26 protein-coding genes are annotated in these 25,097 nt (G+C 68.3%); 11 read left to right on the top strand and 15 right to left on the bottom strand.

Translation table 11 applies throughout. From position 1 onward, the window contains the following. Positions 1–32: 32 nt before the first annotated feature. The 6 genes from KHC24_RS19900 to KHC24_RS19875 all read right to left on the bottom strand — a co-directional run bounded on the left by KHC24_RS19900 (position 33) and on the right by KHC24_RS19875 (position 6,914). Entirely contained in the window at positions 33–365 is a 333-nt protein-coding gene (locus tag KHC24_RS19900) for an SMR family transporter (RefSeq protein ID WP_213365213.1), read from the bottom strand. Between the two features lie 34 nt (positions 366–399). Further along, complete coding sequence (locus KHC24_RS19895) at positions 400–3,246, bottom strand: [protein-PII] uridylyltransferase (RefSeq protein WP_213365031.1); 2,847 nt, start codon at positions 3,244–3,246, stop codon at positions 400–402. Positions 3,247–3,457: 211 nt separating this feature from the next. Next, a complete protein-coding gene (locus tag KHC24_RS19890) occupies positions 3,458–4,006 on the bottom strand; it encodes a PRC-barrel domain-containing protein (RefSeq protein WP_213365030.1) in 549 nt (182 codons plus the stop codon). A 133-nt stretch (positions 4,007–4,139) separates the two neighbouring features. Next, on the bottom strand, positions 4,140–4,598 hold the full coding sequence (locus tag KHC24_RS19885; RefSeq protein ID WP_213365029.1) for a hypothetical protein: 459 nt from the start codon (positions 4,596–4,598) through the stop codon (positions 4,140–4,142). A gap of 172 nt (positions 4,599–4,770) precedes the next feature. Beyond that, positions 4,771–6,078: a sensor histidine kinase gene (locus tag KHC24_RS19880; RefSeq protein WP_271180620.1), complete on the bottom strand. Its 1,308-nt coding sequence runs from the start codon at positions 6,076–6,078 to the stop codon at positions 4,771–4,773. A gap of 32 nt (positions 6,079–6,110) precedes the next feature. Next, on the bottom strand, positions 6,111–6,914 hold the full coding sequence (locus KHC24_RS19875; RefSeq protein WP_213365027.1) for a response regulator: 804 nt from the start codon (positions 6,912–6,914) through the stop codon (positions 6,111–6,113). A gap of 237 nt (positions 6,915–7,151) precedes the next feature. On the opposite strand from KHC24_RS19875, the gene KHC24_RS19870 reads away from it, so the two are divergent. Then, the gene (locus KHC24_RS19870) at positions 7,152–7,358 is read left to right on the top strand and encodes a NepR family anti-sigma factor (protein ID WP_213365026.1); all 207 of its coding nucleotides are present in this window, start codon (positions 7,152–7,154) and stop codon (positions 7,356–7,358) included. Then, a complete protein-coding gene (locus KHC24_RS19865; RefSeq protein ID WP_271180619.1) occupies positions 7,355–7,909 on the top strand; it encodes a sigma-70 family RNA polymerase sigma factor in 555 nt (184 codons plus the stop codon). The genes KHC24_RS19870 and KHC24_RS19865 overlap by 4 nt, the downstream gene beginning before the upstream one ends. Before the next feature lie 174 nt (positions 7,910–8,083). Here KHC24_RS19865 and KHC24_RS19860 read toward each other — a convergent pair whose 3' ends face one another. The 3 genes from KHC24_RS19860 to KHC24_RS19850 all read right to left on the bottom strand — a co-directional run bounded on the left by KHC24_RS19860 (position 8,084) and on the right by KHC24_RS19850 (position 10,576). Then, positions 8,084–8,257, bottom strand: coding sequence for a DUF1328 domain-containing protein (locus KHC24_RS19860; protein WP_213365025.1), 174 nt, complete (start codon positions 8,255–8,257; stop codon positions 8,084–8,086). Between the two features lie 132 nt (positions 8,258–8,389). Then, positions 8,390–9,289, bottom strand: a complete 900-nt coding sequence (locus tag KHC24_RS19855; protein ID WP_213365024.1) for a LysR family transcriptional regulator — start codon at positions 9,287–9,289, stop codon at positions 8,390–8,392. A gap of 111 nt (positions 9,290–9,400) precedes the next feature. Continuing rightward, positions 9,401–10,576, bottom strand: a complete 1,176-nt coding sequence (locus tag KHC24_RS19850; protein ID WP_213365023.1) for a DNA recombination protein RmuC — start codon at positions 10,574–10,576, stop codon at positions 9,401–9,403. Between the two features lie 101 nt (positions 10,577–10,677). Between KHC24_RS19850 and def the strand changes: the two genes are divergently transcribed. From def to KHC24_RS19835, 3 genes are read left to right on the top strand one after another with little or no spacing between them, the layout of a single operon-like run. Continuing rightward, positions 10,678–11,223, top strand: coding sequence for a peptide deformylase (def, locus tag KHC24_RS19845; RefSeq protein ID WP_213365022.1), 546 nt, complete (start codon positions 10,678–10,680; stop codon positions 11,221–11,223). 43 nt (positions 11,224–11,266) lie between these two features. Further along, complete coding sequence (gene fmt, locus KHC24_RS19840; protein WP_213365021.1) at positions 11,267–12,184, top strand: methionyl-tRNA formyltransferase; 918 nt, start codon at positions 11,267–11,269, stop codon at positions 12,182–12,184. Further along, the gene (locus KHC24_RS19835) at positions 12,184–12,627 is read left to right on the top strand and encodes a GNAT family N-acetyltransferase (RefSeq protein ID WP_213365020.1); all 444 of its coding nucleotides are present in this window, start codon (positions 12,184–12,186) and stop codon (positions 12,625–12,627) included. Before fmt ends, KHC24_RS19835 begins: the two co-directional genes overlap by 1 nt. 131 nt (positions 12,628–12,758) lie before the next feature. On the opposite strand, the gene KHC24_RS19830 is transcribed toward KHC24_RS19835, so the two are convergent. Then, positions 12,759–13,394 (bottom strand): peroxiredoxin, encoded by a 636-nt coding sequence (locus tag KHC24_RS19830; protein ID WP_213365019.1) that lies wholly within the window; start codon positions 13,392–13,394, stop codon positions 12,759–12,761. A gap of 175 nt (positions 13,395–13,569) precedes the next feature. On the opposite strand from KHC24_RS19830, the gene KHC24_RS19825 reads away from it, so the two are divergent. After that, positions 13,570–13,833 carry a YMGG-like glycine zipper-containing protein gene (locus tag KHC24_RS19825; protein WP_373878586.1) on the top strand — a complete coding sequence of 88 codons (264 nt, stop codon included), beginning with the start codon at positions 13,570–13,572 and terminating at the stop codon, positions 13,831–13,833. Between the two features lie 61 nt (positions 13,834–13,894). Here KHC24_RS19825 and KHC24_RS19820 read toward each other — a convergent pair whose 3' ends face one another. Then, on the bottom strand, positions 13,895–14,518 hold the full coding sequence (locus KHC24_RS19820) for a LexA family transcriptional regulator (RefSeq protein WP_213365018.1): 624 nt from the start codon (positions 14,516–14,518) through the stop codon (positions 13,895–13,897). 176 nt (positions 14,519–14,694) lie between these two features. Here KHC24_RS19820 and KHC24_RS19815 point away from each other — a divergent pair, with 176 nt between their 5' ends. Both KHC24_RS19815 and KHC24_RS19810 read left to right on the top strand, forming a co-directional pair. After that, positions 14,695–15,042 carry a DUF952 domain-containing protein gene (locus KHC24_RS19815; protein ID WP_213365017.1) on the top strand — a complete coding sequence of 116 codons (348 nt, stop codon included), beginning with the start codon at positions 14,695–14,697 and terminating at the stop codon, positions 15,040–15,042. Then, positions 15,039–16,115, top strand: coding sequence for a quinone-dependent dihydroorotate dehydrogenase (locus KHC24_RS19810; protein WP_213365016.1), 1,077 nt, complete (start codon positions 15,039–15,041; stop codon positions 16,113–16,115). The genes KHC24_RS19815 and KHC24_RS19810 overlap by 4 nt, the downstream gene beginning before the upstream one ends. 99 nt (positions 16,116–16,214) lie before the next feature. Here KHC24_RS19810 and KHC24_RS19805 read toward each other — a convergent pair whose 3' ends face one another. Genes KHC24_RS19805 through KHC24_RS19790 form a run of 4 tightly spaced genes read right to left on the bottom strand, consistent with a single transcriptional unit; the run spans position 16,215 to position 20,744 of the window. Beyond that, entirely contained in the window at positions 16,215–17,546 is a 1,332-nt protein-coding gene (locus KHC24_RS19805; protein ID WP_213365015.1) for an MATE family efflux transporter, read from the bottom strand. Between the two features lie 4 nt (positions 17,547–17,550). Then, on the bottom strand, positions 17,551–17,820 hold the full coding sequence (locus tag KHC24_RS19800) for a DUF6460 domain-containing protein (protein ID WP_213365014.1): 270 nt from the start codon (positions 17,818–17,820) through the stop codon (positions 17,551–17,553). A gap of 18 nt (positions 17,821–17,838) precedes the next feature. Beyond that, positions 17,839–19,677 (bottom strand): cisplatin damage response ATP-dependent DNA ligase, encoded by a 1,839-nt coding sequence (locus KHC24_RS19795; RefSeq protein ID WP_213365013.1) that lies wholly within the window; start codon positions 19,675–19,677, stop codon positions 17,839–17,841. Next, complete coding sequence (locus KHC24_RS19790) at positions 19,674–20,744, bottom strand: ligase-associated DNA damage response exonuclease (protein WP_213365210.1); 1,071 nt, start codon at positions 20,742–20,744, stop codon at positions 19,674–19,676. Before KHC24_RS19790 ends, KHC24_RS19795 begins: the two co-directional genes overlap by 4 nt. A 105-nt stretch (positions 20,745–20,849) precedes the next feature. Here KHC24_RS19790 and KHC24_RS19785 point away from each other — a divergent pair, with 105 nt between their 5' ends. From KHC24_RS19785 to pdeM, 3 genes are all read left to right on the top strand, one after another. Next, positions 20,850–21,779: a class I SAM-dependent DNA methyltransferase gene (locus KHC24_RS19785; RefSeq protein ID WP_213365012.1), complete on the top strand. Its 930-nt coding sequence runs from the start codon at positions 20,850–20,852 to the stop codon at positions 21,777–21,779. 63 nt (positions 21,780–21,842) lie between these two features. Continuing rightward, a complete protein-coding gene (locus KHC24_RS19780; RefSeq protein ID WP_213365011.1) occupies positions 21,843–24,356 on the top strand; it encodes a ligase-associated DNA damage response DEXH box helicase in 2,514 nt (837 codons plus the stop codon). Continuing rightward, positions 24,340–25,077 (top strand): ligase-associated DNA damage response endonuclease PdeM, encoded by a 738-nt coding sequence (gene pdeM, locus KHC24_RS19775; RefSeq protein WP_213365010.1) that lies wholly within the window; start codon positions 24,340–24,342, stop codon positions 25,075–25,077. The genes KHC24_RS19780 and pdeM overlap by 17 nt, the downstream gene beginning before the upstream one ends. Positions 25,078–25,097 lie beyond the last annotated feature (20 nt).

Below are 25,097 nucleotides of genomic sequence, written 5' to 3'. Positions count from 1 at the left end.
GGCGATTTCGCGGCGCTGAGAGCTTTCCCCGGCTAGTGCTGGACCGAGCTCGAGAACAGCGTGACCGTGACGACGCCGGCGAGGATGAGGCCGAGGCCGATGATCGCCGGCAGGTCGAGCGACTGCTTCAGCCACAGCCAGCTTACCACCGAGACCAGCACGATGCCGACGCCGGTCCAGATGGCATAGGCGATGCCGGTCGGCAGCACCCGGAGCACCAGCGACAGAAAGAAGAAGGAGATGCCGTAGCCGGCAAGGGTCACGAGGGTCGGCACCAGCCGGGTGAACCCCTCGGTCGCCTTCAGCGAGGTGGTGGCGATCACTTCGGCGGTGATGGCGATCAGCAGATAGACATAGGTCAGCAGCACGGGAGGCTTCGCAATCTGGGGTTTCACAATCTCATGCGGCCGGCGAGGCGTCGGACGCCGCGCCGGCATTGGTTTCGTCGTCGGCGTCGAGCACCTGCAGCAGCGCCCGGCGGATCGCCGAGTGCCGGGCGGCGCCGATGATCTTCGCCCCCATCAGGTCGGTGACGTAGAACACGTCCACCACCCGCTCGCCGAAGGTGGCGACATGGGCGGAGGCGATGTTGAGATTGAGCCGCGACAGCGTCTGGGTGACGCCGTAGAGCAGGCCGGGCCGGTCGAGGCCGGCGACCTCCACCACGGTGTGGCGGTTCGACCACGAATTGTTGAGCGTCACCTCCGGCTCGACGGTGAAGGCGCGCGGCCGCTTGGGAATCTTCCTCGCCACCACTTCCGGCAGCCGGATCTCTCCCGACAGCGACTTCTCGATCGACGAGGCGATGCGGTCGGCACGGCGGATCTCGTCGCTGTCCTGCTCGAAGGCGCGGGTGAGCGAGATGGTGTCGAGCGCCCGCCCGTCGGTAGTGGTGCTGATCTGCGCATCGACGATGTTGGCGCCGGCCGCGGCGCAGGCGCCGGCGATCACCGCCAGCAGCTTGGGATGGTCGGGCGCGAAGACGGTGAGCTCGGTGATGCCGCGCTTCGGGTCGGAGCGGCTGGCGGTGGCCAGCGCCCGGCCTTCCGCCTCCGCCGCCAGGATGAAGTTGGCGTGCTCGACCTTGTGGGCGAGATCGGCGCGCAGCCAGTAGCTGGGATAGAGCCGGTCGATATAGCGCTCCAGCGCCTCCGGCTCCCAGCCCGAGGAGGCGCCGGATGTGCCGCCCAGCATGGCGGCGCGGAATTCCGCCTGCGCCCGTGCCACACGCTGGTTGCGGTTCGATTCCGAGAAGCCGCCGGTGACCACCGGCTCGGTCTCGTAATAAAGGGTGCGCAGGAGCTGCGACTTCCAGTTGTTCCACACCCCCGGCCCGACGGCGCGGATATCGGCGGTGGTGAGGATGAGCAGCAGCCGCATCCGCTCCAGGCTCTGCACCACGGCGCCAAAATTCTCGATGGTCTTGCGGTCCGACAGGTCGCGCGACTGGGCGATGGTCGACATGACCAGATGCTGCTCGATCAGCCAGGCAACGGTCTCGGTATCGGCCGCCGACAGGCCGAAGCGCGGGCACAGCTTGCGGGCGACGCGGGCGCCGGCCACCGAATGGTCCTCCGGCCGGCCCTTGGCGATATCGTGCAGGAACACCGCCACATAGATCAACTGGCGGTTCTTGATCTGGTGGATGATCTCGTTGGCGATGCCGTATTCGGGACGGTCGCCGCGCTCGATCTCGGCCAGCACGCCGATGGCACGGATCAGATGCTCGTCCACCGTGTAGGAGTGGTACATGTTGAACTGCATCATCGCGACGATCTTGCCGAAATCCGGCACGAAGCGCCCGAGCACGCCGGTCTCGTTCATCCGCCGCAGCACGATCTCGGCGGTGTCGCGCGCGGTGAGGATGTCGAGGAACAGCCGGTTGGCTTCCGGATTGTCGCGCACGCCGGCATCGATGAGCCGCAGCGAGCGGGTGGCGAGACGCATCGCGTCGGGATGGAAGGCGAGGCCCTTGCGGCCGGCATAGTAGAAGATGCGGATCAGGTTGACCGGGTCGCGCTCGAAGGCGCCGGCATCGGCGACATTGATGCGATCATGGTCGACGATGAAGTCCGGGCTTTCCTTCAGCTTGCGATTGGGCGAGCGGCGCAGCCGGGCGATCATCCGGTTGAGCCGCGGCACCGGCTTGTCATGCCGCTCCTCCAGCGCCGAGGAGACGATGGCGGTGAGGTCGCCGACGTCCTTCGCCATCAGGAAGTAGTGCTTCATGAAGCGCTCGACGTCCTTCAGGCCGGGATGGCTGACATAGCCGAGCCGCTCGGCCATCTCGCGCTGCAAATCGAAGGACAGCCGCTCCTCCGCCTTGCCGGCGAGGAAATGCAGATGGCAGCGCACCGACCAGAGGAAGCTCTCGCAGCGGCGGAACAGCGTCGCCTCCTCCGGCGTGAACACGCCCTTGGCGACGAGGTCGCGGGTCTCGCGCACCCGGTAGACATATTTCGCGATCCAGAACAGCGTGTGCAGGTCGCGCAGGCCGCCCTTGCCGTCCTTGACGTTGGGCTCGACGAGATAGCGCGACTGGCCGGCGCGCTTGTTGCGCTCCTCGCGCTCGGCGAGCTTGGCGGCGACGAATTCCGCCGCGGTCCCCTCGACCACCTCGGCGTCGAAGCGACGCATCAGCTCGTCGAACAGCGCGACCTCGCCGAGCAGCAGGCGGGCCTCCAGCACCGAGGTGCGGATGGTCATGTCGCCGCGGGCCTGGCGGATGCACTCGTCGACCGAGCGGGTGGCGTGGCCGACCTTCAGCCCCATGTCCCACAGCACGTAGAGGATGGATTCCGCGACGCTCTCGCCCCATGCGGTCTGCTTGTAGGGCAACAGGAACAGGATGTCGGTGTCCGAGCCCGGCGCCATCAGCCCGCGGCCATAGCCGCCCACGGCGACGATCGCCATGCGCTCGGCGGTGGAGGGATTGTCGGACGGGTAGAGATATTTCACAACCAGTTCGTGGACGAGCTGGAGGATCTCGTCCTGCAGCCGCGACAGCCGTTCGGCGCAGCGGCGGCCGGAGCCATCGGCCATCAGCCAGCTCTCGGCGACCTTGTGGCCCTCGGCATAGGCCAGCTTCAATCGCTTGGCGACCGCGCTGCGCAGCTCGATCTCGCTTGCCGGCTTGTCGCCGCTGAACATGCCGTCGGCAAGCGCGCAGAGCTCGGCGCGCAGGACGTCGATATCGAACAGCTCCCGGAAGGGCGGCTCGGTTCGGCGACGGCGAGGTTCGATCATGGCGCGGTCCGGCGTGAAGGGGTCTTCCGCTTTATCCGATCCCGCCGCCGACGTCATCGTCGGCGAGGCCACGATCGCCGGAACATCGTGCTTTCAAACGAGAAACTGCAGAGGAGACTCCTCAGGCACGGACTGCAAACGCGAACATGCCCGGCGCGGGGGCCGGGCATGTCGGTCACTGTCACGCGGTTCTCAAAGAACCGGCGATCTCTTACTGGGTCTTCGGTGCGGTGGCGCTGGCGCTCTGCTCCAGCGTCTTGAATTCCGGCGCCGAGTTCAGCTCCTCCTTGGTCAGGGCCACGACGATCTTCTCGCCGTCCTGGGTCGGGGTCGCGGTAAGCGACTTGAAGGAGACGGCGACCGGCTTGGCGCCGATGCCGAGGAAGCCGCCCACGTCGATCACCGCCGCGGTGATCGAGCCGTCACGCTCCACCAGCACATCGCTGATCGATCCCAGCTTCTCGTCGGTCGAGGTCACCACATCGGTGCCGATAAGATCCGAACCGAGCCACTGGGTGCCGGTCTGGGCACTGATGAAGGTCGGAGTGTTCGGCACCGCCGTTGTCTGCGCGCTGGCATTCGGCATGGTGGAGGCCGGCGCATTGGGCGAGGCCGGCGAGGGCGACGCCGCATTGGGCAGGGTCTGCTCGTTGGCCGTGTCGGGCTGCTGCGAACTGGGCGAGGGGCTCTGGGCAAACGCCACGGCGGGGGCGAGCGACAGGGCCGCAAGCGCGGTATAAGTAATGATCCTGTTCGTCATCATCGTACTCCCGTCAATATATCAATCGGATATTGCGCGGTCTCGCGACCGTCTGCTGATATAACGGGATCTATACTGATCGGTTCCGAAGTTTTTTATTTAAGTGTCGGTGTAATAATACTTTTTCGATTTGTCAGTTGAGCGTCGAGATATCGGCGATGCAGACGGTGAGGTTCTCCGTGGGGATATTCGGCCGGATTCCGCCGAGCGCCGACAGGCAGCCGCGTGGCATCGGCGCCGGGGCGGCGCCAGCCGGCGCGCGCGGCGCGCCCGGCGCTTTCATGTCGAGAGCGGGCTGCGGTGCGACCGTCGGCATGTCGCGGGCGAGATCCGGAGCCGGTGCCTGCACGGGGGCGGTGGGCAGGGCCGCTGCCGGAACGGTGATATCGAGGCGCGGACCCTTGGTCGCGCGGTTCACCATCGTCGACTGGCTCACTGCCGGCGCTTCGATGGCCCGAGGCTCCGGGGCTGCGACGCGCTCGGGTGTGAAGGCGACGGCGGCGAGAGGAAGAGCGACCGCCAGTCCGGTCGCGGCCCCGAAGAGATAGGCGGTTCCGGCGAAGCCGGCCTTGGCGATGTGACGGCTGAACATGTCTCGACCCTCCGGCGAAGGCGCGTGACGGCATCGTGCGAGGGCGCGCCAACCGCGACCTCGCCGGGAAGTCCCGCGAGCTGCTAAGCAAAATTCACTGGCGCCCGGCCTGCTGTGCCATGGGCGACGCCATAGTTAACGCAGGGCTAACGGTGAAGTTCCGTGGTTGGAATCATTCTGCGCGCTGGAGCGAGAGATGGTGCTCGGGAACCGAGACGTGGCAGACTAGCCCGTCGGGGTTGAAGGCCAGCTCGACCTCGCCATCGAGGCCGCGCGCCAGATTGCGCTCGATCACCAGCGAGCCGAAACCGCGCGCCGATGGCGGGGTGACACGCGGTCCGCCCTTCTCGGTCCAACTCAGCTCGAAGCCGCCGCCGGCTTCCGGCTGGCGGCGCGCCCAGTGGATCGACACCTTGCCGGTCGGCACCGACAGTGCGCCGTATTTGGCGGCATTGGTGGACAGCTCGTGCAGGGCGAGGCCGATGTTCTGCGCCGCTTCCGGCTTGAGGAACAGGTCCGGCCCGGCGATCGAGATGCGGTTGTTGTCGTGGTCGAGATGATGCCCCAGTTGCGAGCGCACCATGTCGTGCAGCGAGGCGCCGTGCCAGCTTTCCTGCACCAGCAGGTCATGCGAGCGCGACAGCGCCTGCAGGCGGGCGCTGAACTGCTCGACGAAATGGTCGATGGTGGTGGAATGGCGGGCGGTCTGCCGCGCCATCGCCTGGATGACCGCGAGCAGATTCTTGGAACGGTGCGTCAACTCGCGCATCAGCAGGCGCAGATGCCGCTCGTTTTCCTTGCGCTCGGTGATGTCGACCGCCGCGCCGGTGAGCCCGACGGTGGTGCCGGCAAGGTCGCGCAGCGGCTCGATATGGACATCGTACCACATTTGCGAACCGGCCTCGTCCACCTCGACCTCGCCCTTGCGCGGCTCGTTGCTCGAGAGGGCCTCGCGCTTGAGCAGGGCGAGGGGCTGGGCGCGCATCTCGCCGAGCAGGTCGGCATCGCTGGCGCCAAGCACCTGCTCGACCGGAAAGCCAAACAGGGGCTTGCTGATCGAGGTGTAGCGCAACTCCTTGTCCTGGGTGAAGATCGACACGTTGGAGCCGCGCAGCGCCATCTCGTAGCGCTGCAGGGCGGTGGCGAGCTCAAGCGCCAGACGCCGCTGCTCGCTCGCCACGATCACTGGCGAGGGCAGCGCGACCAGCGCTTTGAGGTTGGTCCACAGCGCCACCGCGCCGACGAAGTTCAGCGCCGCAAGCCCGAAGCGTATGGTCGACTGCACCCAGGGCGCGACGCCCTCGTAATCGATCGCCGCGGCCAGCGACAGCATGCCGATGGTCAGCAGCAGCGAAGCCAGCAGGAAGATGAGCGTCCGCATGCGCAGCGACAAATCGCTGCGCAGATAAAGCAGGCGCACCAGCCCGAGCGTTATGGCGAACGACGACACGACACTGACGGAGCGTGCCAAGTCGTCCACGAGATTGAGCTCCACGAGCTGCATGCCTCAATTCAGGCGGTAGCGCGCTGCTCCCGCGGCCGCGCCTTGCGCTCGAAGAAGAGGGCCTGACTGATGACCGCAGCGACCATCGAGGGCTGGAACGGCTTGGCGATCAGGAAGGCCGGCTCGGGACGGATGCCGGTGAGGAAGCGCTCGGGATAGGCGGTGATGAAGATCACCGGCACCTCGACGCTTTCGATCAGCTCGTTCACCGCCTCGAGGCCGGAACTGCCGTCGGCCAGCTGGATGTCGGCAAGCACCAGTCCCGGCGGCTTGCGGCGGGCGAGGCTGACCGCCTCGGAATGAGTGCGGGCGATGCCGGTCACCCGGTGGCCGAGACTCTCCACCAGCCCTTCGAGATCGAGTGCGATGAACGGCTCGTCCTCGATAATCAGCACGTCGGTGGCGATCTCCGCCGCCAGCTCGCGCCCGGCTTCCTCGACGAGGTTGCGCAGGGTGGCGACATCGATGTCGAGCACTGCCGCGGCCTCTTCCTCGGCGAAGCCCTCGAGCGACACCAGCAGGAAGGCCTGACGTACCGGTGGGGTAATGTGGCCGAGCCGCTGCTCGCCCTTCATCGGCGGCGGGCCGGGGTCGGGGCGCCCGTTCAGCGTCACCGAATCCCACAGGCGGGTCAGCAATTGATAGAGTGCGATGCGCGGTCCGGCCGGATGGTCGAGAACGCCGGGCTCGGCGATCAACGTTTCCAGCAGCGCCGTTACATAGGCGTCGCCGGCGGTCTGGCTGCCGCTAAGCGCGCGGGCGTAGCGGCGCAGGAACGGCAAATGCTGCGCAACGGTCTGTGATGTGCTCACACGCGTCTCCCCGAAAAATGCATTAGTCAAAGCAACCGTTAACTCCCAATAGCGGGGTAAGGTTCCGGGCGGCTAATCATTCGTTTCAAATTTTCCCCGCATGCTGGAACTCCCTTGCCCCTTGCCGGTTATCAGCAACATGAAGCGACGGAGACTCCTGTCCAAACGGTTTTCGGAGGCTCGATGTCGGGAAAGCGTAATATGACGACAGAAGACGAGAATGAAGGGCGGGGACCCATGGCCGATGCTGTGGCCGTGAACGCGCCGCGCACGCCGGGGACAGCGCTGGATGGCGACATCCAGGCCAAGATCGGCCAGCACCTGCGTGCCATGTATGACGATGTGGTGCGCCAGGGCGTGCCCAACCGTTTCCTCGACCTGCTTACCCAGCTCGACCAGCCGTCGGGTGCGGGCAAGAAGCCGGGCGGAGGAGCCGGCTCGTGAGCACCGTCGATCCCGGGCTGCGCGATGAAATCATCGCCGCAATCCCGAATTTGCGAGCATTCGCCATCTCGTTGAGCGGCAGTGTCGACAAGGCGGATGACCTGGTGCAGGAGACGCTGCTGCGGGCCTTCGCCAACATATCCAGCTTCAACCCCGGCACCAACCTGTCGGCGTGGCTGTTCACCATTCTGCGCAACCTGTTTCGCTCGGAATACCGCAAGCGCCGGCGCGAGGTGCCCGACCCGGACGGGGCGTTTGCCGCGACGCTGACCACCAGCCCCGACCAGAACAGCCATCTCGACTTCGAGGATTTTCGCGCCGCCCTCGAGCGGCTGCCGCCCGACCAGCGCGAGGCGCTGGTGCTCGTCGGCGCTTCCGGCTTCTCCTATGAGGAGGCGGCGGAAATCTGCAAATGCGCGGTGGGGACCATCAAGAGCCGCGTCAACCGCGCCCGCAATCGCCTCGGCGAACTGCTCGCGCTCGATTCCGCCGACGACCTCGCCCCGGAAAAATCGGTGGGTGTTCCCGTCCCGGCTACCGAACGCCTCTGAAAATTCGCATCGGCCAAAACCCGGCGGATCGCAGCGCGCGGCCCGCCGGGCTTTCGCTTGTCCTGTCGATGGCCGAGTGAACGCGAAATTAGAGGCGCCAATGAAAAGGCGCCCTCGCGCCGAGGCGGCGCAAGGGCGTGCTGTATCGTGTAGTCGCAGATGCGCGCTGTTGTTTCAGGGCGCCCTTCGGCCGCGAAGCATCCCCAGCACCGCCGAGACGACGAACAGGATGATCGCGACGAAGAAGATGATCTTGGCGATCTCGATCGCCGTGCCGGCGATACCGCCAAAACCGAGCACGGCGGCGATCAGGGCGATGACGAGAAAGGTGAGGGCCCAACCGAGCATGACATACCTCCCAGCTGTACGACGGTCCGAAGCCGCCTCTGCCGATGCGCGGGCGTCGATGCCGCCCTGCCGGATCAACGACTTAACCGCGCGGGAGTTCCGTATCCGGCTCAGAACCTGCCGGAAGTTGGATCAGAGACGCTTGGCGAGGTCGGGCGCCACCGCCTTCGCCTCGGCGATCAGAGTGGAGACCAGCGGCGTCATCGGCTCGCGGTCGAGCGCCACCAGGCCGATCTGGTGCACGATTTCCGGCTCGCCGATCGGAATGGAGCGGATCGAGTTCGGGAAGGCGAAGACATCGGCGAGGGCCTTGGCAACCACGCTCGACCACTGCCCGGTGCGCACATGCGACAGCAGGGCGATGGTCGAATTGGCCTCCAGCATCGGCTCGGCCAGCTGGCCGGCCTCGCGCAACTGCCGGTCGACGATGCGGCGGTTCTGCATATCCGGGGTGAGCAGGCACAGCGGCACCCGGCCGATCTCCTCCCAGCTGACCTTCTGCCGGTCGCCGAGCGGGGCGTTCACCGAGGTGAGGAAACGGTAGGTCTCCTTGTAGAGCGGTACCGTCTTCACCCGCCCGAGCGGATCGTTGTCGAGATAGGTGACGCCGGCATCGGCCTCGAGGTTCTCGATCAGGCGCAGCACCTCGTTGGAGCTCGCCGAAATCAGGGTGAAGCGCACATCGGCGTGCTTCTGGTGGAACGGGGTAGTCAACTCGCTCAGCATCGGCATGGCGGTGGGGATGGCGGCGATGCGGATATGGCCCGACAGGCCCTTGCGCAGCGTGGCGATCTCCTGACGCATGGCGCGGGTGTCGGCGATGATGCGCCGCGACCATTCCAGCGCCCGCTCGCCTTCCGGCGTAAAGCCGATGAAGCGCGAACCGCGCTCGACGAGGCGCACGCCGAGCGCCTCCTCCAGCTGCTTGAGCCCCGCCGACAGCGTGGGCTGGGTAATGCCGCAGGCTTCGGCGGCGCGGCCGAAATGGCGTTCCTTGGCGAGGGCGAGCAGCAGTTCGAAACGGTCGATCACTCGTACGCATTCCCGGCGCGTGGGCGAAAGACGTTATGTATCAGAGGCGATAGCTTTTGCGAATTAGACAGTTGAAAAAGGCGATGCCGTGCCGCACCGCTGCGGCAGGCGCTATTCGGCGGCACCGCGCAGCCCGGCGGGGTCGGCGTCTTCGGCCTCCGGCGGCTCGGAAAATTCCAGCTGGGCGATGCGCCCGCCGCGGCGGGCGATCTTGTCGGCGGAAGTGAGCGCCTGGGCGACGTCGTCGCCCATCTGCCCGTAATGTTTCGCGAGGTTGCCGACCCGCTCGCGCAACCGCTTCACATCCTCCACCAGCGCCCCGCATTCGGCGCGGATGCGGTCGGCCTGCTCGCGCATGCGCGCATCCTTGGCGATGGCCTGCACCACCTGCACCGCCAGCATCAGCAGCGACGGCGACACCAGCACCACACGGGCACGGAAGGCGCGCTGGATGACGTCGTCGAAATGCTCGTGCAGGTCGGCATAGACCGACTCGGATGGCACGAACATCAACGCGACGTCCTGCGTCTCGCCCGCCACCAGATAGCGCTCGGCAATGTCGGTGATGTGCTTGCCGACATCCTGCTTGAGCCGGGTCTCGGCCTGCTTGCGGGCCTCGGGGCTGGCGGATTCGCGGAAGGCGGTGATCGCCTCCAGCGGGAATTTCGAATCGACCAGCAGCGGCCGCCGGTCGCCGGGCAGGAAGATGGCGCAATCGGCGCGGCGACCGTTCGCCAGCGTGTGCTGGAAGGCGAAGGTCTCGCGCGGCAGCGCATCGGCGATGATCGCCTGCAGCCGCCCCTCGCCGAAGGCGCCGCGCGCCTGCTTGTTGGCCAGCGTCGCGCGCAGGCTCATCACCTGGCCGGAAAGCTCGCCGAGGCTGGCACGCGCCTGATCGACCAGCGCCAGACGTTCGTTGAGGCGAGCCAGATTCTCGTGCGTCGCCTCATTGGCGCGGGCGAGGCTCTCGCCCATGCGATAGGAGGTGGCGTCGAGCCGCTCGGCCACCGCGCGGGCGAGCTCGCCCTGCCGGTGAGCGAGGATCTCGGTCATCGACTGCACCCGCCCCGCCATTTCCGACTGGCTGCGGGTGAGTTCGATCAGCCGGTCCTCCAGCTCCTCGGCACGGCGTGCCTGCTCCTCGGCCTCGACGGCGCGGGCACGCGACTGCCGCGCCCCCGCCACCAGCACGGCGACGAGCAGCAGGAAGGCGAGCGCGGCACCGCCGGTGAGAAGCGTGGCGAGGGTGACGGCCTGCCCGGCGACGACAAACAGAAGCTGGTCCATGGCCTGCTTCTAGCAGATTCCGCGCTGTGTGCGAACGAAAAGGGAACATCGTGGTTTCGAGACCGTTGACCGGCGAGCCCGCGTCGCTTATTTCCCCCGGCATGTCCGTACGCCCGCTCATCATCCTTCCCGACAACCGCCTGCGCCTGGTCTCCGATCCGATCGTGCGCGTGGACGCGCGCGTGCGCGACCTCGTCGCCGACATGTTCGAGACCATGTATGACGCGCCGGGCATCGGCCTCGCCGCCATCCAGATCGGCGTGCCCGAGCGCATCATCACCGTCGATGTCGGCAAGCGCCAGGCGAAGGAAGAGGATGGCGACGAGGAGGGCGAGAAGAACCCGATCGCGCTGATCAATCCGGAGATCGTTTCCTCCTCCGAGGAGATATCGGTCTACCAGGAAGGCTGCCTGTCGATCCCGGACTATTACGAGGATGTGGAGCGGCCGGCGCGGGTGCGGGTGCGCTTCATGGACCTCAATGGCGAGACGCAGGAGATCGACGCCGACGGGTTGCTCGCCACCTGCGTGCAGCACGAGATCGACCATCTCAACGGCGTGCTGTTCATCGACCATATCTCCAAGCTCAAGCGCGACCGGGTGATCAAGAAATTCACCAAGGTCGCCAAGGAGCGCGAGCGCGACTGACGCGCCGTCTTCCCCCTTTCCAGTCCCGGCGCGGAGACCCCTCATGCGTGTCGTCTTCATGGGAACGCCGGACTTCGCGGTGCCCACGCTGGTCGAGATCGTCGGCGCCGGCCACGAGGTGGTCGCGGCCTATACCCGCGCGCCGGCGGCGGCCGGGCGGCGCGGGCTGGACCTGGTGCCCTCGCCGGTGCACCGCACCGCCGAGCGCTTCGGCATCCCGGTGCTGCATCCCGCCTCGCTGAAGGGCGAGGCGGCGGCCGAAGCCTTCGCCGCGCATGAGGCCGATGTCGCGGTGGTGGTGGCCTATGGCCGCATCCTGCCGCCGGCGATCCTTGCCGCGCCGGCACTCGGCTGCCTCAACCTGCACGCCTCGCTGCTGCCGCGCTGGCGCGGTGCCGCGCCGATCCAGCGCGCCATCATGGCGGGCGACAAGGAGAGCGGCGTCGCGGCCATGCGGATGGAGGAGGGGCTCGACACCGGCCCGGTCGGCCTTATCGAGCGGGTCGCCATCGCGCCCGACATGACCGCCGGCGAGTTGCACGACCGGCTGATGGTGATCGGCGCCGACCTGATGAGCCGGGCGCTGGCGGCACTGCAGCGCGGCGCGCTCGGCTTCACGCCGCAGCCGGCCGAGGGCGTCACCTATGCCGCCAAGATCCACAAGGCCGAGACCCGCATCGACTGGAGCCGGCCGGCCGGCGACGTGCATAATCACATTCGCGGGCTGTCGCCGTTTCCCGGCGCCTGGTTCGAGCTCGACGGGGTGCGGGTCAAGGTGCTGCGCTCCACACGCGGCGAAGGCGCGGGCCCGCCCGGCACGGTGCTGGACGACCGCCTGACCATCGCCTGCGGCACCGGCGCGGTACGGCTGGTCGAGGTGCAGAAGGCCGGCGGCCGGGCGATGCCGGCGGAGGAATTCCTGCGCGGCAACGCGCTCAAGGCGGGCGACGGGGTGGGCTGATGATCCGGGCGGTGCGGGCGGACGACCATGACGCGTGGCTGCCGCTCTGGCAGGCCTACCTGACCTTCTACGAGGCGGAGCTGCCGGTGCAGGTGACGCGCACCACCTGGGAGCGGCTGCTCGATCCGGCCGAGCCGATGCACGGCGCGCTGGCTTTCGATGCCGAAGGCCGGGGCGTGGGGCTGGTGCACTGGCTGTTCCATCGCTCGACCTGGAGCGAAGGCGATGTCTGCTACCTGAACGACCTGTTCGTCGACGGCAGCCAGCGCGGCAAGGGGTTGGGCCGCGATTTGATCGCCCATGTCCATGCCGATGCCGCCACCCGCGGCGCGCCCGAGGTCTACTGGCTGACCCACGAGACCAACCTCACCGCGCAGAAGCTCTACAACGCGGTGGCCGAGCGTCCCGGCTTCATCCAGTACCGCCAGCTGACCGGCGAATAGGAACGGGCGCGCCAAAAGCGCGCCCGCTGATGTTTAAGCAACGTCAGGGTCGGACGACGTGCCAGGGTGCCGCGCCCGCCTGCCCGTCTGCCAGCCGGCGCCGTCTCGCTTCGTCGGCTCACTTGGTCAGTTCATTTGCCCGGCTGGGCGACGACGCGCAGATAGGGCTTCAGCGTCTTCCAGCCTTCGGGGAACTTTTCCTTTGCCGCCTCGTCGCTGACCGAGGGAACGATGATGACGTCATCGCCGTCCTTCCAGTTCGCCGGGGTGGCGACGGAATGGGTGGCGGAGAGCTGCAGCGAATCGATCACCCGCAGGATCTCGTCGAAATTGCGCCCCGCGCTCGCCGGGTAGGTGAGGGAGAGCTTCAGCTTCTTGTCCGGCCCGACAATGAACACCGAGCGCACGGTCATGGTATCGGACGCGTTGGGGTGGATCATGTCGTACAGGCCGGAAATGGTGCGGTCCTGATCGGCGATCAACGGGAAGTTCGGCGCATAGCCCTGGGTCTCGGCGATGTCTTCCGCCCATTTGGCATGGGCGTCGAGCGGATCGACCGACAGGCCGATGACCTTGACGTTGCGGCGGTCGAATTCCGGCTTGAGCCGGGCGACCTGGCCGAGCTCGGTGGTGCAGACCGGAGTGAAGTTCTTCGGATGCGAGAACAGCACGCCCCAGGAGTTGCCGAGCCACTCATGGAACCGGATCGGTCCCTCGGTGGTCTGCGCTTCGAAATCGGGCACGACGTCGCCTAGACGGATAGTCATAGGAGGGCTCCAACCATATTTACATTATTATCATGTGCATGAATTATAAAACACGATCATGACTTGGGGAAGGTGGTCGTGGCTTTTACGGTATCTTACGGATGGAACCGATGCCGGGCGATGACGTTACTGCTGGTGGAACAGGGTTCCCCCGCTGGGTGTTCTGGAGAGAAACATGATGATGAAGGTCCTTGCCATTTCCGCTGTGGCGCTCAGCCTCGCGGCCTGCACCACCACCGAGCGCCGCGCAACGGGCGGCGCGCTGATCGGCGGCGGTACCGGCGCGGTCATTGGTGGCATTGCCGGTGGTGGCACCGGCGCAGCGGTGGGCGGCGCGATCGGTGCCGGCACCGGCGCGCTGATCGGCGCGGCGACCTCGCCGGGCGACTGCTGGGCGCGCGACGCCTATGGACGGCGCGTGGCCGTTCCCTGCCGCTGAACCAGGCACTCCACCAACATCGGACGGCCCCCCTTGCGGGGGCCGTTCGCATATTCGGCACCTATTGGCTGGCCCAGAGCACCCGGGCGATCGAGGCGATGTCGGTCTCCGGAATGATCTGGTCGGGATGGCCGGGAGTAAGCGAGCGCAGCTCCAGCGTGCGGGCGGTGCGGCGCTTCAGCTCCTTGGCAAGCACCTCGCCGCGGCGGGTCCTGACGATCACCCGGTCGCCGCGACGTATCGCCGCCGCAGGCGAGACGACGACGATGTCGCCGTCGCGGTAGAGCGGCATCATCGCATCACCGGCGATTTCCAGCGCATAGGCATGCTCGTCGTCGATATCGGGGAAGGCCGCCTGATCCCAGCCGCTGCCGGCTGGCAGGCCAGCCTCGTCGAAGAAGGCGCCGTTGCCGGCCCGGGCGAAGTCGAGCAGCCGGATCAGGCGCCCGCTGCGCGGGCGTTGCACCAGATGCATGAAATCATCGAGGTCGGTGCTGGTGGCGTGGAGGATCTTGGCGATACTCTCGGTCGAGGGCCAGCGCGGCCGCCCATCCGATGCCTCGCGCTTGGAGCGATTGAAAGTGGTGGCGTCCAGTCCTGCCCGCTTGGCCAATGCCGATGCCGTCAGACCGTGACGCTGGGCGAGGAGGTCTACCGCTCGCCAGATCTGGGCATGGGTGAGCATTGTACAATCCAGGGTTGATTATTATGGTTAACGCAATCTAGAATTAGGAATTATACCCTATTGCCCGAGGCGTCCAGTACCGCTTGCAACCTATGCCGCACGGGGTTACAGCCGCCTCGGGGAGCCCCGTCGGCGGGGGCGGGATTGCGCGGCATGGCCGCCCGATGGGATCGTTCATGACCGGATTCATCTATAAGATATCTCCGCGCGTGGCGTGGGCGCGGGCCGCGGAGGCCGGGCGTTTCGACGGCGCACCGGTGGACATCGCCGACGGCTTCATCCATTTCTCCACTGCGGCGCAACTGCGCGGCACCGCCGCCAAGCATTTTGCCGGCCAGGCCGATCTGGTCCTGGCGGCGATCCGGGTGGAGGCGCTCGATCCGGCGGCGCTACGCTGGGAGCCTTCGCGCGGCGGCGACCTGTTCCCGCATCTCTACGCGCCGCTGCCGATGAGCGCGGTCGCCTTCGTCCGCGATCTGCCGCTGGGGGCGGACGGCGCGCATCAGTTCGGAGAGCTCGCATGAGCGCCCTGCTCGACCTCGCCTTGCCGTTCGCCCGGTTGATCGATCCGGAGACGGCGCACGGGCTGGCCATCCGCGCGCTCGCCTGTCTGCCGGCAGCGGCGCCGCCACCGGACGATCCCTCGCTGGCGCTGCGGGCCTTCGGGCTCGACTTCCCCAATCCGGTGGGCCTCGCCGCCGGCTTCGACAAGGAAGCCGAGGTGCCGGATGCCATGCTCGGCATCGGCTTCGGCTTCGTCGAGGTGGGCACCATCACGCCGCGCCCGCAGCCAGGCAATCCGCGCCCGCGCAATTTCCGCCTTGCCGAGGATCGGGGGGTGATCAACCGCTACGGTTTCAACAGCGGCGGGCAGGACCCGGCGCGCGAGCGGCTGAAGGAGCGTCGCGGGCGTCCGGGCATCGTCGGGGTCAATGTCGGGGCGAACAAGGAGGCGGCCGACCGGGTTGCCGACTATGTCTCCGGCATCGAGGCCTTTGGCGACGTCGCCAGCTATTTCACCGCCAATGTTTCCTCGCCCAACACGCCGGGCCTGCGCGACCTGCAGGAGGAGCGGGCGCTGGACGACCTCATCGCCCACCTGCTCGATGCGCGCGAGCGCGCGGCGCCGAGCGTGCCGCTGCTGATCAAGATCGCTCCCGATCTCGCCCTTCCCCATCTCGACGCGGTGGTGCAGGTGGCGCGCCGGCGCGGGGTGGATGGGCTGATCGTCTCCAACACCACGATCTCGCGTCCGGAGAGCCTGCGCTCCGCGCACCGCAAGGAGACCGGCGGGCTCTCGGGACGGCCGCTGTTCCCGCTGTCGACCCGCATGCTGGCAGAGACCTATGTGCGGGTTGAGGGGGCGTTCCCGCTGATCGGCGCCGGCGGCATCGACAGCCCGGAAGCGGCGATCGCCAAGATCGAGGCCGGGGCGACGCTCATCCAGCTTTATTCGGCGCTGGTCTATGAGGGGCTGGGCCTTGTGGGGCGGATCACCCAGGGGCTTTCCGCCTATCTCGCCGCCGATGGCCGCCTGCTGTCCGAACTGGTGGGCACGACGGCGCGCGAGCGCGTGGCGGAGCCGTTTCCCGGCTAGAGCAATTCCCGCAAAAGTGCGCAGCGGTTTTGCGAAAATAATTGCGTAAAAACAAAGAGTTATAGAAATTTCGGTGAGCCGGATTTCACTGCAATTGCTCTAGGCGGGAAAGGTGCGCCGCACCAGCGCCGGAACGCGCAGCGCTTGCAGCACGCCGCGCCCGGCCATGAAGGCGAGGTAGGCCCACCACAGGCCGGTATTGCCGAACGGGCGGCCGATCCACCAGGCGGCGAAGAACAGCACCACCGCGCCGAACATCAGGTTGCGCATGTCGCGCGACCAGGTGGAGCCGGCATAGATGCCGTCATAGGCAAAGGCGGCGACGCCCATGACCGGGGTGAGCGCCGCCAGCGGCAGAAACGCCCGTGCCGCCTCGCGCACCTGCGGATTGCTGGTGAGGGCGTCGATCACCGCCCCGCCGCCCAGCCACAGAGCGAGCGTCGCCGGCACCGCGAAGCCGAAGCCCCAGAACAGCACCAGCCCGACCGAGCGGCGGAAGCCGGCGCGGTCGCGGGCACCGACCGCCTGGCCGCAGATCTGCTCGGCGGCGGTGGAGAAGCCGTCGAGGAAGAAGGCGGTGACCATCACCATGTTGTAGAGCACGGCATTGGCCGCCAGCGTCACGTCGTCGGAGCGGGCGCCCTGGGCGGTGAAGAACAGCAGCACCAGCATCAAAAGGCCGGTGCGGATCATGATGTCGCCATTGACGCCGACGGTCTCGACGAGCCGGGCACGGTCGAGGAGGGTGGCCAGCGGCAGCCGCCAGTTCGCGCCGATCAGCCGGCGGGCGGCGAGAAGGCCGAACAAGGTGCCGACCACTTCGGCGGCCAGATTGGCGAGCGCGGCGCCGGCGATGCCGTAGTCCCAGTACAGCACGAGCAGCAGGGTCAGCGCGGCGTTGATGCCGGCGATCAGCACTTGCAGGCCAAGGCCGATATCGGTGCGGGCAATGCCGACCAGCCAGCCGAGCAGCGCGAAATTGCCGATGGCGAACGGGGCCGAGAAGACGCGGATGGAGAAATACACCGCGGCGGCGGCCGTCACCGCCTCGCTGGTGCCCATCAGGCGGAACGCCAGAACTCCCACCGGCACATGCACCAGGATGATGGCGAGGCCGATGGCGGCGCAGAGGACGAGCGCGCGGGCGAGGGTGGCGCGCACCTCCAGCGCATCGCCGCGCCCGAGCGCCTGCGCGGTCAGCCCCGCCGTGCCCATGCGCAGCGAGCCGAACACCCAGAACAGGAAATCGAACAGCAGCGCGCCGACCGCCACTGCCCCGAGCAGCACCGCATCGCCCAGCCGGCCGACCGCGGCGGTGGCAACGAGGCCGAGCAGCGGCGTCGTCATCTGCGCCAGCGTGGCCGGCAGCGCGATGGCGAGGAAGCGCCGGTGGGTGACGTCGGCGCGGCCGCCGGCAGCGGCGAGGTTCATGGGTTCACCGGCCGCGCTGGGCGATGCGCATGATCAGCCACAGCGGCACCACGATTACCGCGCCGAGCACGAAATAGCGCCAGAGCTTGTCGATCGCCTCGAAGCCGAAGCTGAACAGCCCGCGCACCAGCCGCTCCAGGCTGGAGAGGATGTTGAGCGGATCGAGGCCGAGGGCACTGAGGATCACGCCGATAACCACCGACAGGATCACGAGGCGCACCAGCACCCAGAGCGGCGAACCGCCCATCAGCCGTGAGAGCTGGTTGTCGGACATGGAATTGTCACTCCGGTTTCAGGATGCTTCCCTATCACGCCGTGCGGCGCGGCGGGAGGCCGGGCGAGCGGCCGTCCCGCCGCCGTCGCTCTCGGCTCCCGCGTCGTCGTCAGCCGCAACCTCGCCTTGCGTGCGCAGCAGGGCCTCCAGCGTCGCCAAGGTGTCGGCCTCGGCCGGCGGCTTGTCCCAGCGCAGCCTGGCGATGCGGGGAAAGCGCATGGCGACGCCGGAGCGGTGGCGGGTCGAGCGCGCCAGGCCCTCGAACGCCACTTCCAGCACCAGCCCCTCGTCGCGCGCATGCACCACTTCCCGCACCGGGCCGAAGCGGTTCACCGTGTTCCGGCGCACGAAGCGGTCGATCTCGATCAGTTCGGCATCGGTGAAGCCGAAATAGGCCTTGCCGACCGGCACCAGCTCGCCGTCGCCGGTCCACACCCCGAACGTGTAGTCGGAATAATAGGAGGAGCGCTTGCCGTGGCCGCGCTGGGCATACATCAGCACCGCATCGACGCTGTGCGGATCGCGCTTCCACTTCCACCACGGGCCTTTCGGCCGGCCGGGCAGATAGAGGCTGTCGGCGCGCTTCAGCATGACGCCTTCCACCGCATCGGCATCCGGCCCGGCGCCATGAGTGGCGGGATCGGCGCGGGCGGCGGTGAGTTCCTCCCATGTCGCGAAGGGCACCAGCGGCGAGAGGTCGAGCCGCGCATCCGTCGGATGGGTGGCGATCAGCGCTTCCAGCCGGGCACGGCGGGCGTCGAAGGGGAGGGCGCGGACATCCTCGGTGCCGTCGACCAACAGGTCATAGGCGCGGATATGCGCCGGGAACTCGGTAATGAGCTTGGCCGATACCGCCTTGCGATTCAGCCGCTGCTGCAGCACGTTGAACGACTGGACGCGCTCCTGGCGCAGGATTAGCAGCTCGCCGTCGACCGCGCCCTCGAAGGCCAGCGCCTCGGCGAGGTCGGGGAAGGCGCCGGAAATGTCCTCGCCGGTACGGCTGTAGAGGCGGGTGGTCGACCGGCCGTCGGCGTCGACGGCCCGCGCGGCCTGGATGCGGATGCCGTCCCATTTCCACTCGGCGCGGAAATCCCGCGGGTCGAGGCTTTCCCGGTCCGCCGCCTCCAGCGGGTGGGCGAGCATGACCGGGCGGAACGGCGTCGGATTCTCGGTCTGTGGTCGTTCGCCATGTCCCTCCGCCCAGGCGAACAGTTCCGCATAGGGCGGGGTGAGGCCGGGCCAGACCAGCTCGATATCGTCCGGCGTCAGCGCGCCGAGCGCGGCGACCGCCGTCTTGGCGAGGCGGGCGGAGACGCCGATGCGCAGCGAGCCGGTGATCAGCTTCAGCAGCGCCCAGCGGCCGGTCTCGTCCAGCCGGTCGAGCAGGCCGGCGAGCACGGCGGGCAGTTCGGTGCGGCCCATATGGGTGAGGGTGTGGATCACGTCGGAAAGCGGGATGCCGAGGTCTGGGCGTGCTTCCCCCTCACCCAGCCCTCTCCCCGGCGGGGAGAGGGCTTTCGAAGCGGGGCCTGCTCCCTCTCCCCGTCGGGGAGAGGGCTGGGGTGAGGGGCCTTCCGGCCTTGCCGGCGCCGGCCACATCAGCGCCACCGTCTCGGAGAGGTCGCCGACATAGTCGTAGGACAGCGCGAACAATACCGGGTCGGTGCGCTCGGCGATGAGCTGGCGGATCAGCCCCGGTTTGGCGTTGCGGAACGAGAGCGCGCCGGTGAGCGCCGCCAGGGCCCAGCCGCGATCCAGGTCCGGCACATGGCGGAAATAGTCGGCGATCAGCCGGATCTTGCCGTTGCGGCGCGGCTCATAGGCGAGGCGGTCGATGAGGGCGGCGAAGCGGTTCACGACGGCTTCCCCTCCGCCGGGGCGTCGCCGCTTGCCTTCCCCGTGGCCGGGGCGTCGCCGCTCTCCGCCTCCTCCTCGCCATAGCCGACCAAATGCAGAGGACGCGCGGTAAGCCCGGCCTGTCCCGCCCAGTGGACGAGGGCATCCTCCTGGCCGTGGGTGACCCACAATTCGCCGCAGCCGGTGGCGAGGATGGCGTGCTGGAGGTCATCCCAGTCGGCATGGTCGGAGATGACGAGGGGCAGCTCGACGCCGTGCTGGCGGGCGCGGGCGCGGATGCGCATCCAGCCGGACGCAAACGCTGTGACCGGATCGGCGAAGCGTCGCGACCACACTTCGGCGAGGGAGCTCGGCGGGGCGATCACGACGGCGCCCGGAAGCTCGTCCGGCGTCGCTTCGCGAGCGAGCTTCACGGGGCCGAGGGCGATGCCCTCGCTCTCGTAATAGGCGGTGAGACGCTCCATGGCGCCGTGCAGCAGGATCGGCCGGTCATGGCCGGCGGCGCGCAGCAGCGCGATCACCCGTTGCGCCTTGCCGAGCGCATAGGCGCCGATGATGTGGGTGCGCTCGGGGAAAAGCTGGAGCGAGGCGACGAGCTTGCCGATCTCTCCGGCCGGATCGGGATGGCGGAACACCGGCAGGCCGAAGGTCGCCTCGGAGATGAACACGTCGCAGCCGATCGGCTCGAAGGGCACGCAGGTGGGGTCGATCCCCGGCTTGTAGTCGCCCGAGGCGACGATGCGGCAACCGTTCTTTTCCACCCGGATCTGCGCCGAGCCGAGGATGTGCCCGGCCGGGAAGAAGCTGGCCTTCACCCCGTTGACCTCCACGCTCTCGCCATAGGCGATGGCCTGGGTGTCGCCGGCGAAATCCGCGCCGTAGCGGATTGCCATGATGTCGAGCGTCTGGCGCGTCGCCAGCACCGCGCCATGGCCGGCGCGGGCATGGTCGGAATGGCCATGGGTGATCAGCGCCCGCGGCACCGGGCGCACCGGATCGATGAAGAAATCCCCGGCGGGCGAATACAGCCCCCGCGGTGTCGGGCGGAGCAGGTCTTCCGGGCGCATCGCAGAACGCATGGGCCTTGCGAAACTCTCTTACCAAGCGGCGTCGGGAAGGATATAGGGCGTCGCCTCGCGATTTGCCGAGATTTCGGCTTTAGAGACACCCCCATGGCTGGCGCCCCGCTGTTTTTGTCGTCCGGTGATCCCACCCTCGACCGCCGCGTCGACTGGGCGCGCGCGCTGATGTCCGAGGGCAATGCCAGCGATGCCGAGACGTTGCTGGCGGAGGTGGCCGAGCGCGCGCCGGGCTTCCTGCCCGGCTGGTTCCTGCTCGGCGAGGCCCGCGAGGCGCTCGGCGACGCGGCCGGCGCCGGCGACGCCTATGCCCGCGCCCGCGCCCTCGATCCCGAGGACCGGCTGGGCGCCACGCTCCGGCTCGCCCGGCTCGGCCGCGACGAAACCCCGGAAATGAGCGCCGCCTATGTGCGCACCCTGTTCGACCAATATGCCGAGCGCTTCGACAAGGCGCTGGAGCGGCTCGACTATCGCGGGCCGGAGCTGATCCACGGCGCGCTGGAGGCGGCCTGCCAGGGGCTCGGCCGGCCGTTCGCCTTCGCCCATGCGCATGACCTCGGCTGCGGCACCGGCCTCGTCGGGGTGCGGCTCGCCGATCATGTCGGGGAGATGGGCGGGGTGGACCTGTCGCCGAACATGATCGCGCTGGCGCGGCGCCGCGGCGTCTATGGCCGGCTGGTGGCCGGCGACATGGTGGACTATCTGCGCGAGAGGCCGGCGGGCGAAGCGGATCTCGTCTTTGCCGGCGACGCCTTCTGCTATCTCGGCGATCTCGGCCCGGTGCTCGTCGAGAGCCGGCGGGTGCTGGAGCCGGGCGGGTTTCTCGCCTTCACCGTCGAGACGCATGGCGGCGAAGGCGTGCTGCTGCGCGACACGCTGCGCTATGCGCATGCGCCGGCCTATGTGAGCGAGGCGCTGGCGGGCGCGGGGCTCGGCTTGCTGTCCTGCGAGGCGGCGTCCACCCGCACCGAAAAGGGCACGCCGGTGCCGGGTCTGGTGATCGCGGCGACGCGGGCGGAATAGCCCGGTAAAATTTGTTCCCGGTTTACCCTCGCTTTTTATCCCGAAGGCGTTAGCCTCGCCCGCGTGACCGTCCTCGACCGACAAAGCGCCATTGACCTGCCCGAGCCGTTCCGCAGCTGGTTCGCCGGCCGCGGCTGGGCGCCGCGCGCGCATCAGCTCGCCTTGCTGGAACGCGCCCGGCTGGGACGCTCGGTGCTGCTGATCGCGCCGACCGGGGCCGGCAAGACGCTGGCCGGCTTCCTGCCGACGCTGGTCGAACTCGCCGAGCGCCCGAGGAAGCGCAACAGCCCGCGCCCGCCAGGGCTGCACACGCTCTATATCTCGCCGCTGAAGGCGCTGGCGGTCGACGTTGCCCGCAATCTGGAGCGTCCGGCGGCGGAGATGGAGCTCCCTATCCGCATCGAGACCCGCACCGGCGATACCCCGGCCTCGCGCCGCCAGCGCCAGCGTCGCGATCCGCCGGACATATTGCTCACCACGCCCGAGCAGATCGCGCTGCTGCTCGCCTCCGCCGATGCGCCGCATCTGTTCGGCGACCTCAAGCGCATCGTGCTGGACGAACTGCATGCGCTGGCCAATTCCAAGCGCGGCGACCTGCTGTCGCTCGGCCTCGCCCGCATCCGTGCGCTCGCCCCGGAGGCGCAGACGGTCGGTCTCTCGGCGACGGTGGCCGATCCCGACACGCTGCGGCGCTGGCTGGTGCCGCAGCGGGGAGAGGGGGAAATGGGCGATCTCGTCATCGCCGAGGCGGGAGCGGCGCCGGAGCTTTCCATGCTCGACAGCGCCGCGCATGTGCCCTGGGCCGGGCACACGGCGCGGCATTCCCTGAGCGAAATCTACGCGCTGATCGCCGCCAACACCACGACGCTGCTCTTCGTCAACACCCGCATGCAGGCGGAGCTGCTGTTCCAGGAACTGTGGCACATCAACGAGTTGAACTTCCCCATCGCCCTGCATCACGGCTCGCTCGACGTCTCGCAGCGCCGCCGCGTCGAGGCGGCGATGGGCGAGGGGCGGCTGAAGGCGGTGGTGTGCACCTCCTCGCTCGACCTCGGCATCGACTGGGGGGCGGTCGACCTCGTGGTGAATGTCGGAGCGCCCAAGGGCTCCTCGCGGCTGATGCAGCGGATCGGCCGCGCCAATCACCGGCTCGACGAGCCTTCGCGGGCGGTGCTGGTGCCGGCCAACCGCTTCGAGGTGCTGGAATGCCGCGCCGCCATGGAGGCGGTGCGGGCGGGGGCGCAGGACGGCGCGGTGGAGCGCACCGGCGCCCTCGATGTGCTGGCCCAGCATGTGCTCGGCATGGCCTGCGCCGGGCCGTTCGCGGCGGATGCGCTCTATGAGGAGGTCCGTTCGGCCGAGCCCTATTCCGCCTTGCCGCGCAAGGACTTCGACGACGTGCTGGCCTTCGATGCCACCGGCGGCTACGCGCTGCGCGCCTATGAGCGCTTCGCCCGCATCCGCCAGATGAAGGACGGGCGCTGGCGGGTCGCCAACCCGACGGTGGCGCAGCAATACCGGCTGAATGTCGGCACCATCGTCGAGGCGACCATGCTCAAGGTGCGCCTCGTCGGGGGGAAGGCGCGCTATGGCGGGCGGGTGCTCGGCGAGGTGGAGGAATATTTCGTCGAGACGATGAGCCCCGGCGATACCTTTGTGTTCGCAGGGGAAATCCTCGAATACCGCGCCATCGTCGAGGACACGGTGCTGGTGGTGCGCTCGCACGCCAAGGAGCCGAAAGTGCCCTCCTATGAGGGCGGCAAGTTCCCGCTCTCCACCTTCCTCGCCGCCGGGGTGCGGGCGATGCTGGCCGACCCGTCGCGCTGGAAAAGCCTGCCGAATCAAGTGCGCGACTGGCTGGAGATCCAGCGTCGGCGCTCGCGGCTGCCGGGACGGGAGGACCTGCTGGTGGAGACGTTTCCGCGCGGCGGGCGGCATTATCTCGTCGCCTATCCCTTCGAGGGGCGGCTGGCGCACCAGACGCTCGGCATGCTGCTGACGCGGCGGCTGGAGCGCGCCCGGCTGCGCCCGCTCGGCTTCGTCGCCAACGACTATGCCCTTGCGATCTATGGAGTTTCCGACCTCTCACTGGCCGTAAGGCAAGGGAGGCTGGACCTCGGCGAACTGTTCGACGCCGACATGCTGGGCGACGATCTGGAGGCGTGGCTGGCGGAAGCGGCACTGATGAAGCGCACCTTCCGGCAATGCGCGATCATTGCCGGGCTGATCGAGCGCCGCTTCCCCGGCAAGGAGAAGAATTCGCGGCAGGTGACGATGTCGACCGACCTCGTTTACGACGTATTGCGCGCGCATGAGCCCGACCACGTGCTGCTGCGCGCCGCCCGGCAGGACGCCGCCACCGGGCTGATGGACCTTCGGCGGCTTTCCGGCATGCTGATGCGAATCCGCGAGCGAATCGATCATGTTGCGCTCGACCGGGTGTCGCCGCTGGCGGTGCCGGTAATGCTGGAGATCGGCCGCGAGATGGTCGGCGGCGAGGCGGCGGATGCGCTGCTCGCCGAGGCCGAGGACGAACTGGTCGAGGAGGCGATGCGTGGCGATGACCGAGTGCAGTGAGGTGTATGATGAGCCCGATTTGCAGGCCGATACGTCCGGTCCGGCCGGGCTGATCGCGCTTGCCGGCACGGAGCTGCGTCTCGACCCGGCCGGCGGGCTGTTCTGGCCGGCCGAGCGGATGCTGATCGTCGCCGATCTGCACCTGGAGAAGGGCTCCTCCTTCGCCGCGCGCGGCATCGCCCTGCCGCCCTATGACAGCCGCGCCACCCTGATGCTGCTGGTGGAGATGGCGGCGCGCTGGCGGCCGCGGATCGTGGTCTCGCTCGGCGACACGCTGCATGACCGCCGCGCCGGCACCCGGCTGGGGCCGGTGGAGCGGGAGATGCTGGCCGGGCTGGCGCGCGGGCGCGAGATGGTGTGGATCGCCGGCAACCACGACCCCGACGCGGTGCCGGAACTCGGCGGCGTTCACCTGCCGCAGCTGGCGGTCGGCGGCCTTACCCTGCGGCATGAGCCGGGCGCGCGGCCGGCGGCGGGGGAGATCGCCGGGCACCTGCATCCGGTGGCGCGGGTGGTGCGGCGCGGGCGCTCGGTGCGGCGCCGCTGCTTCGCCACCGATGGTGCCCGGCTGGTGATGCCGGCGCTCGGTGCCTATGCCGGCGGGCTGAACGTGCGCGACCGGGCGCTGGCCGGCCTGTTCGCGGCGCCGTTCGAGGCGCATCTGATCGGCGGCGCGCGCACCTATCGCATCGCCGATCATGTCTGCGCGCCGGATCGCTGAACGGCCCGGCGGCGAAACCT

This window comes from Ancylobacter defluvii, from assembly GCF_018390605.1.
Lineage (GTDB): Bacteria > Pseudomonadota > Alphaproteobacteria > Rhizobiales > Xanthobacteraceae > Ancylobacter > Ancylobacter defluvii.
This window is presented reverse-complemented; position numbering and strand designations above follow the sequence as displayed.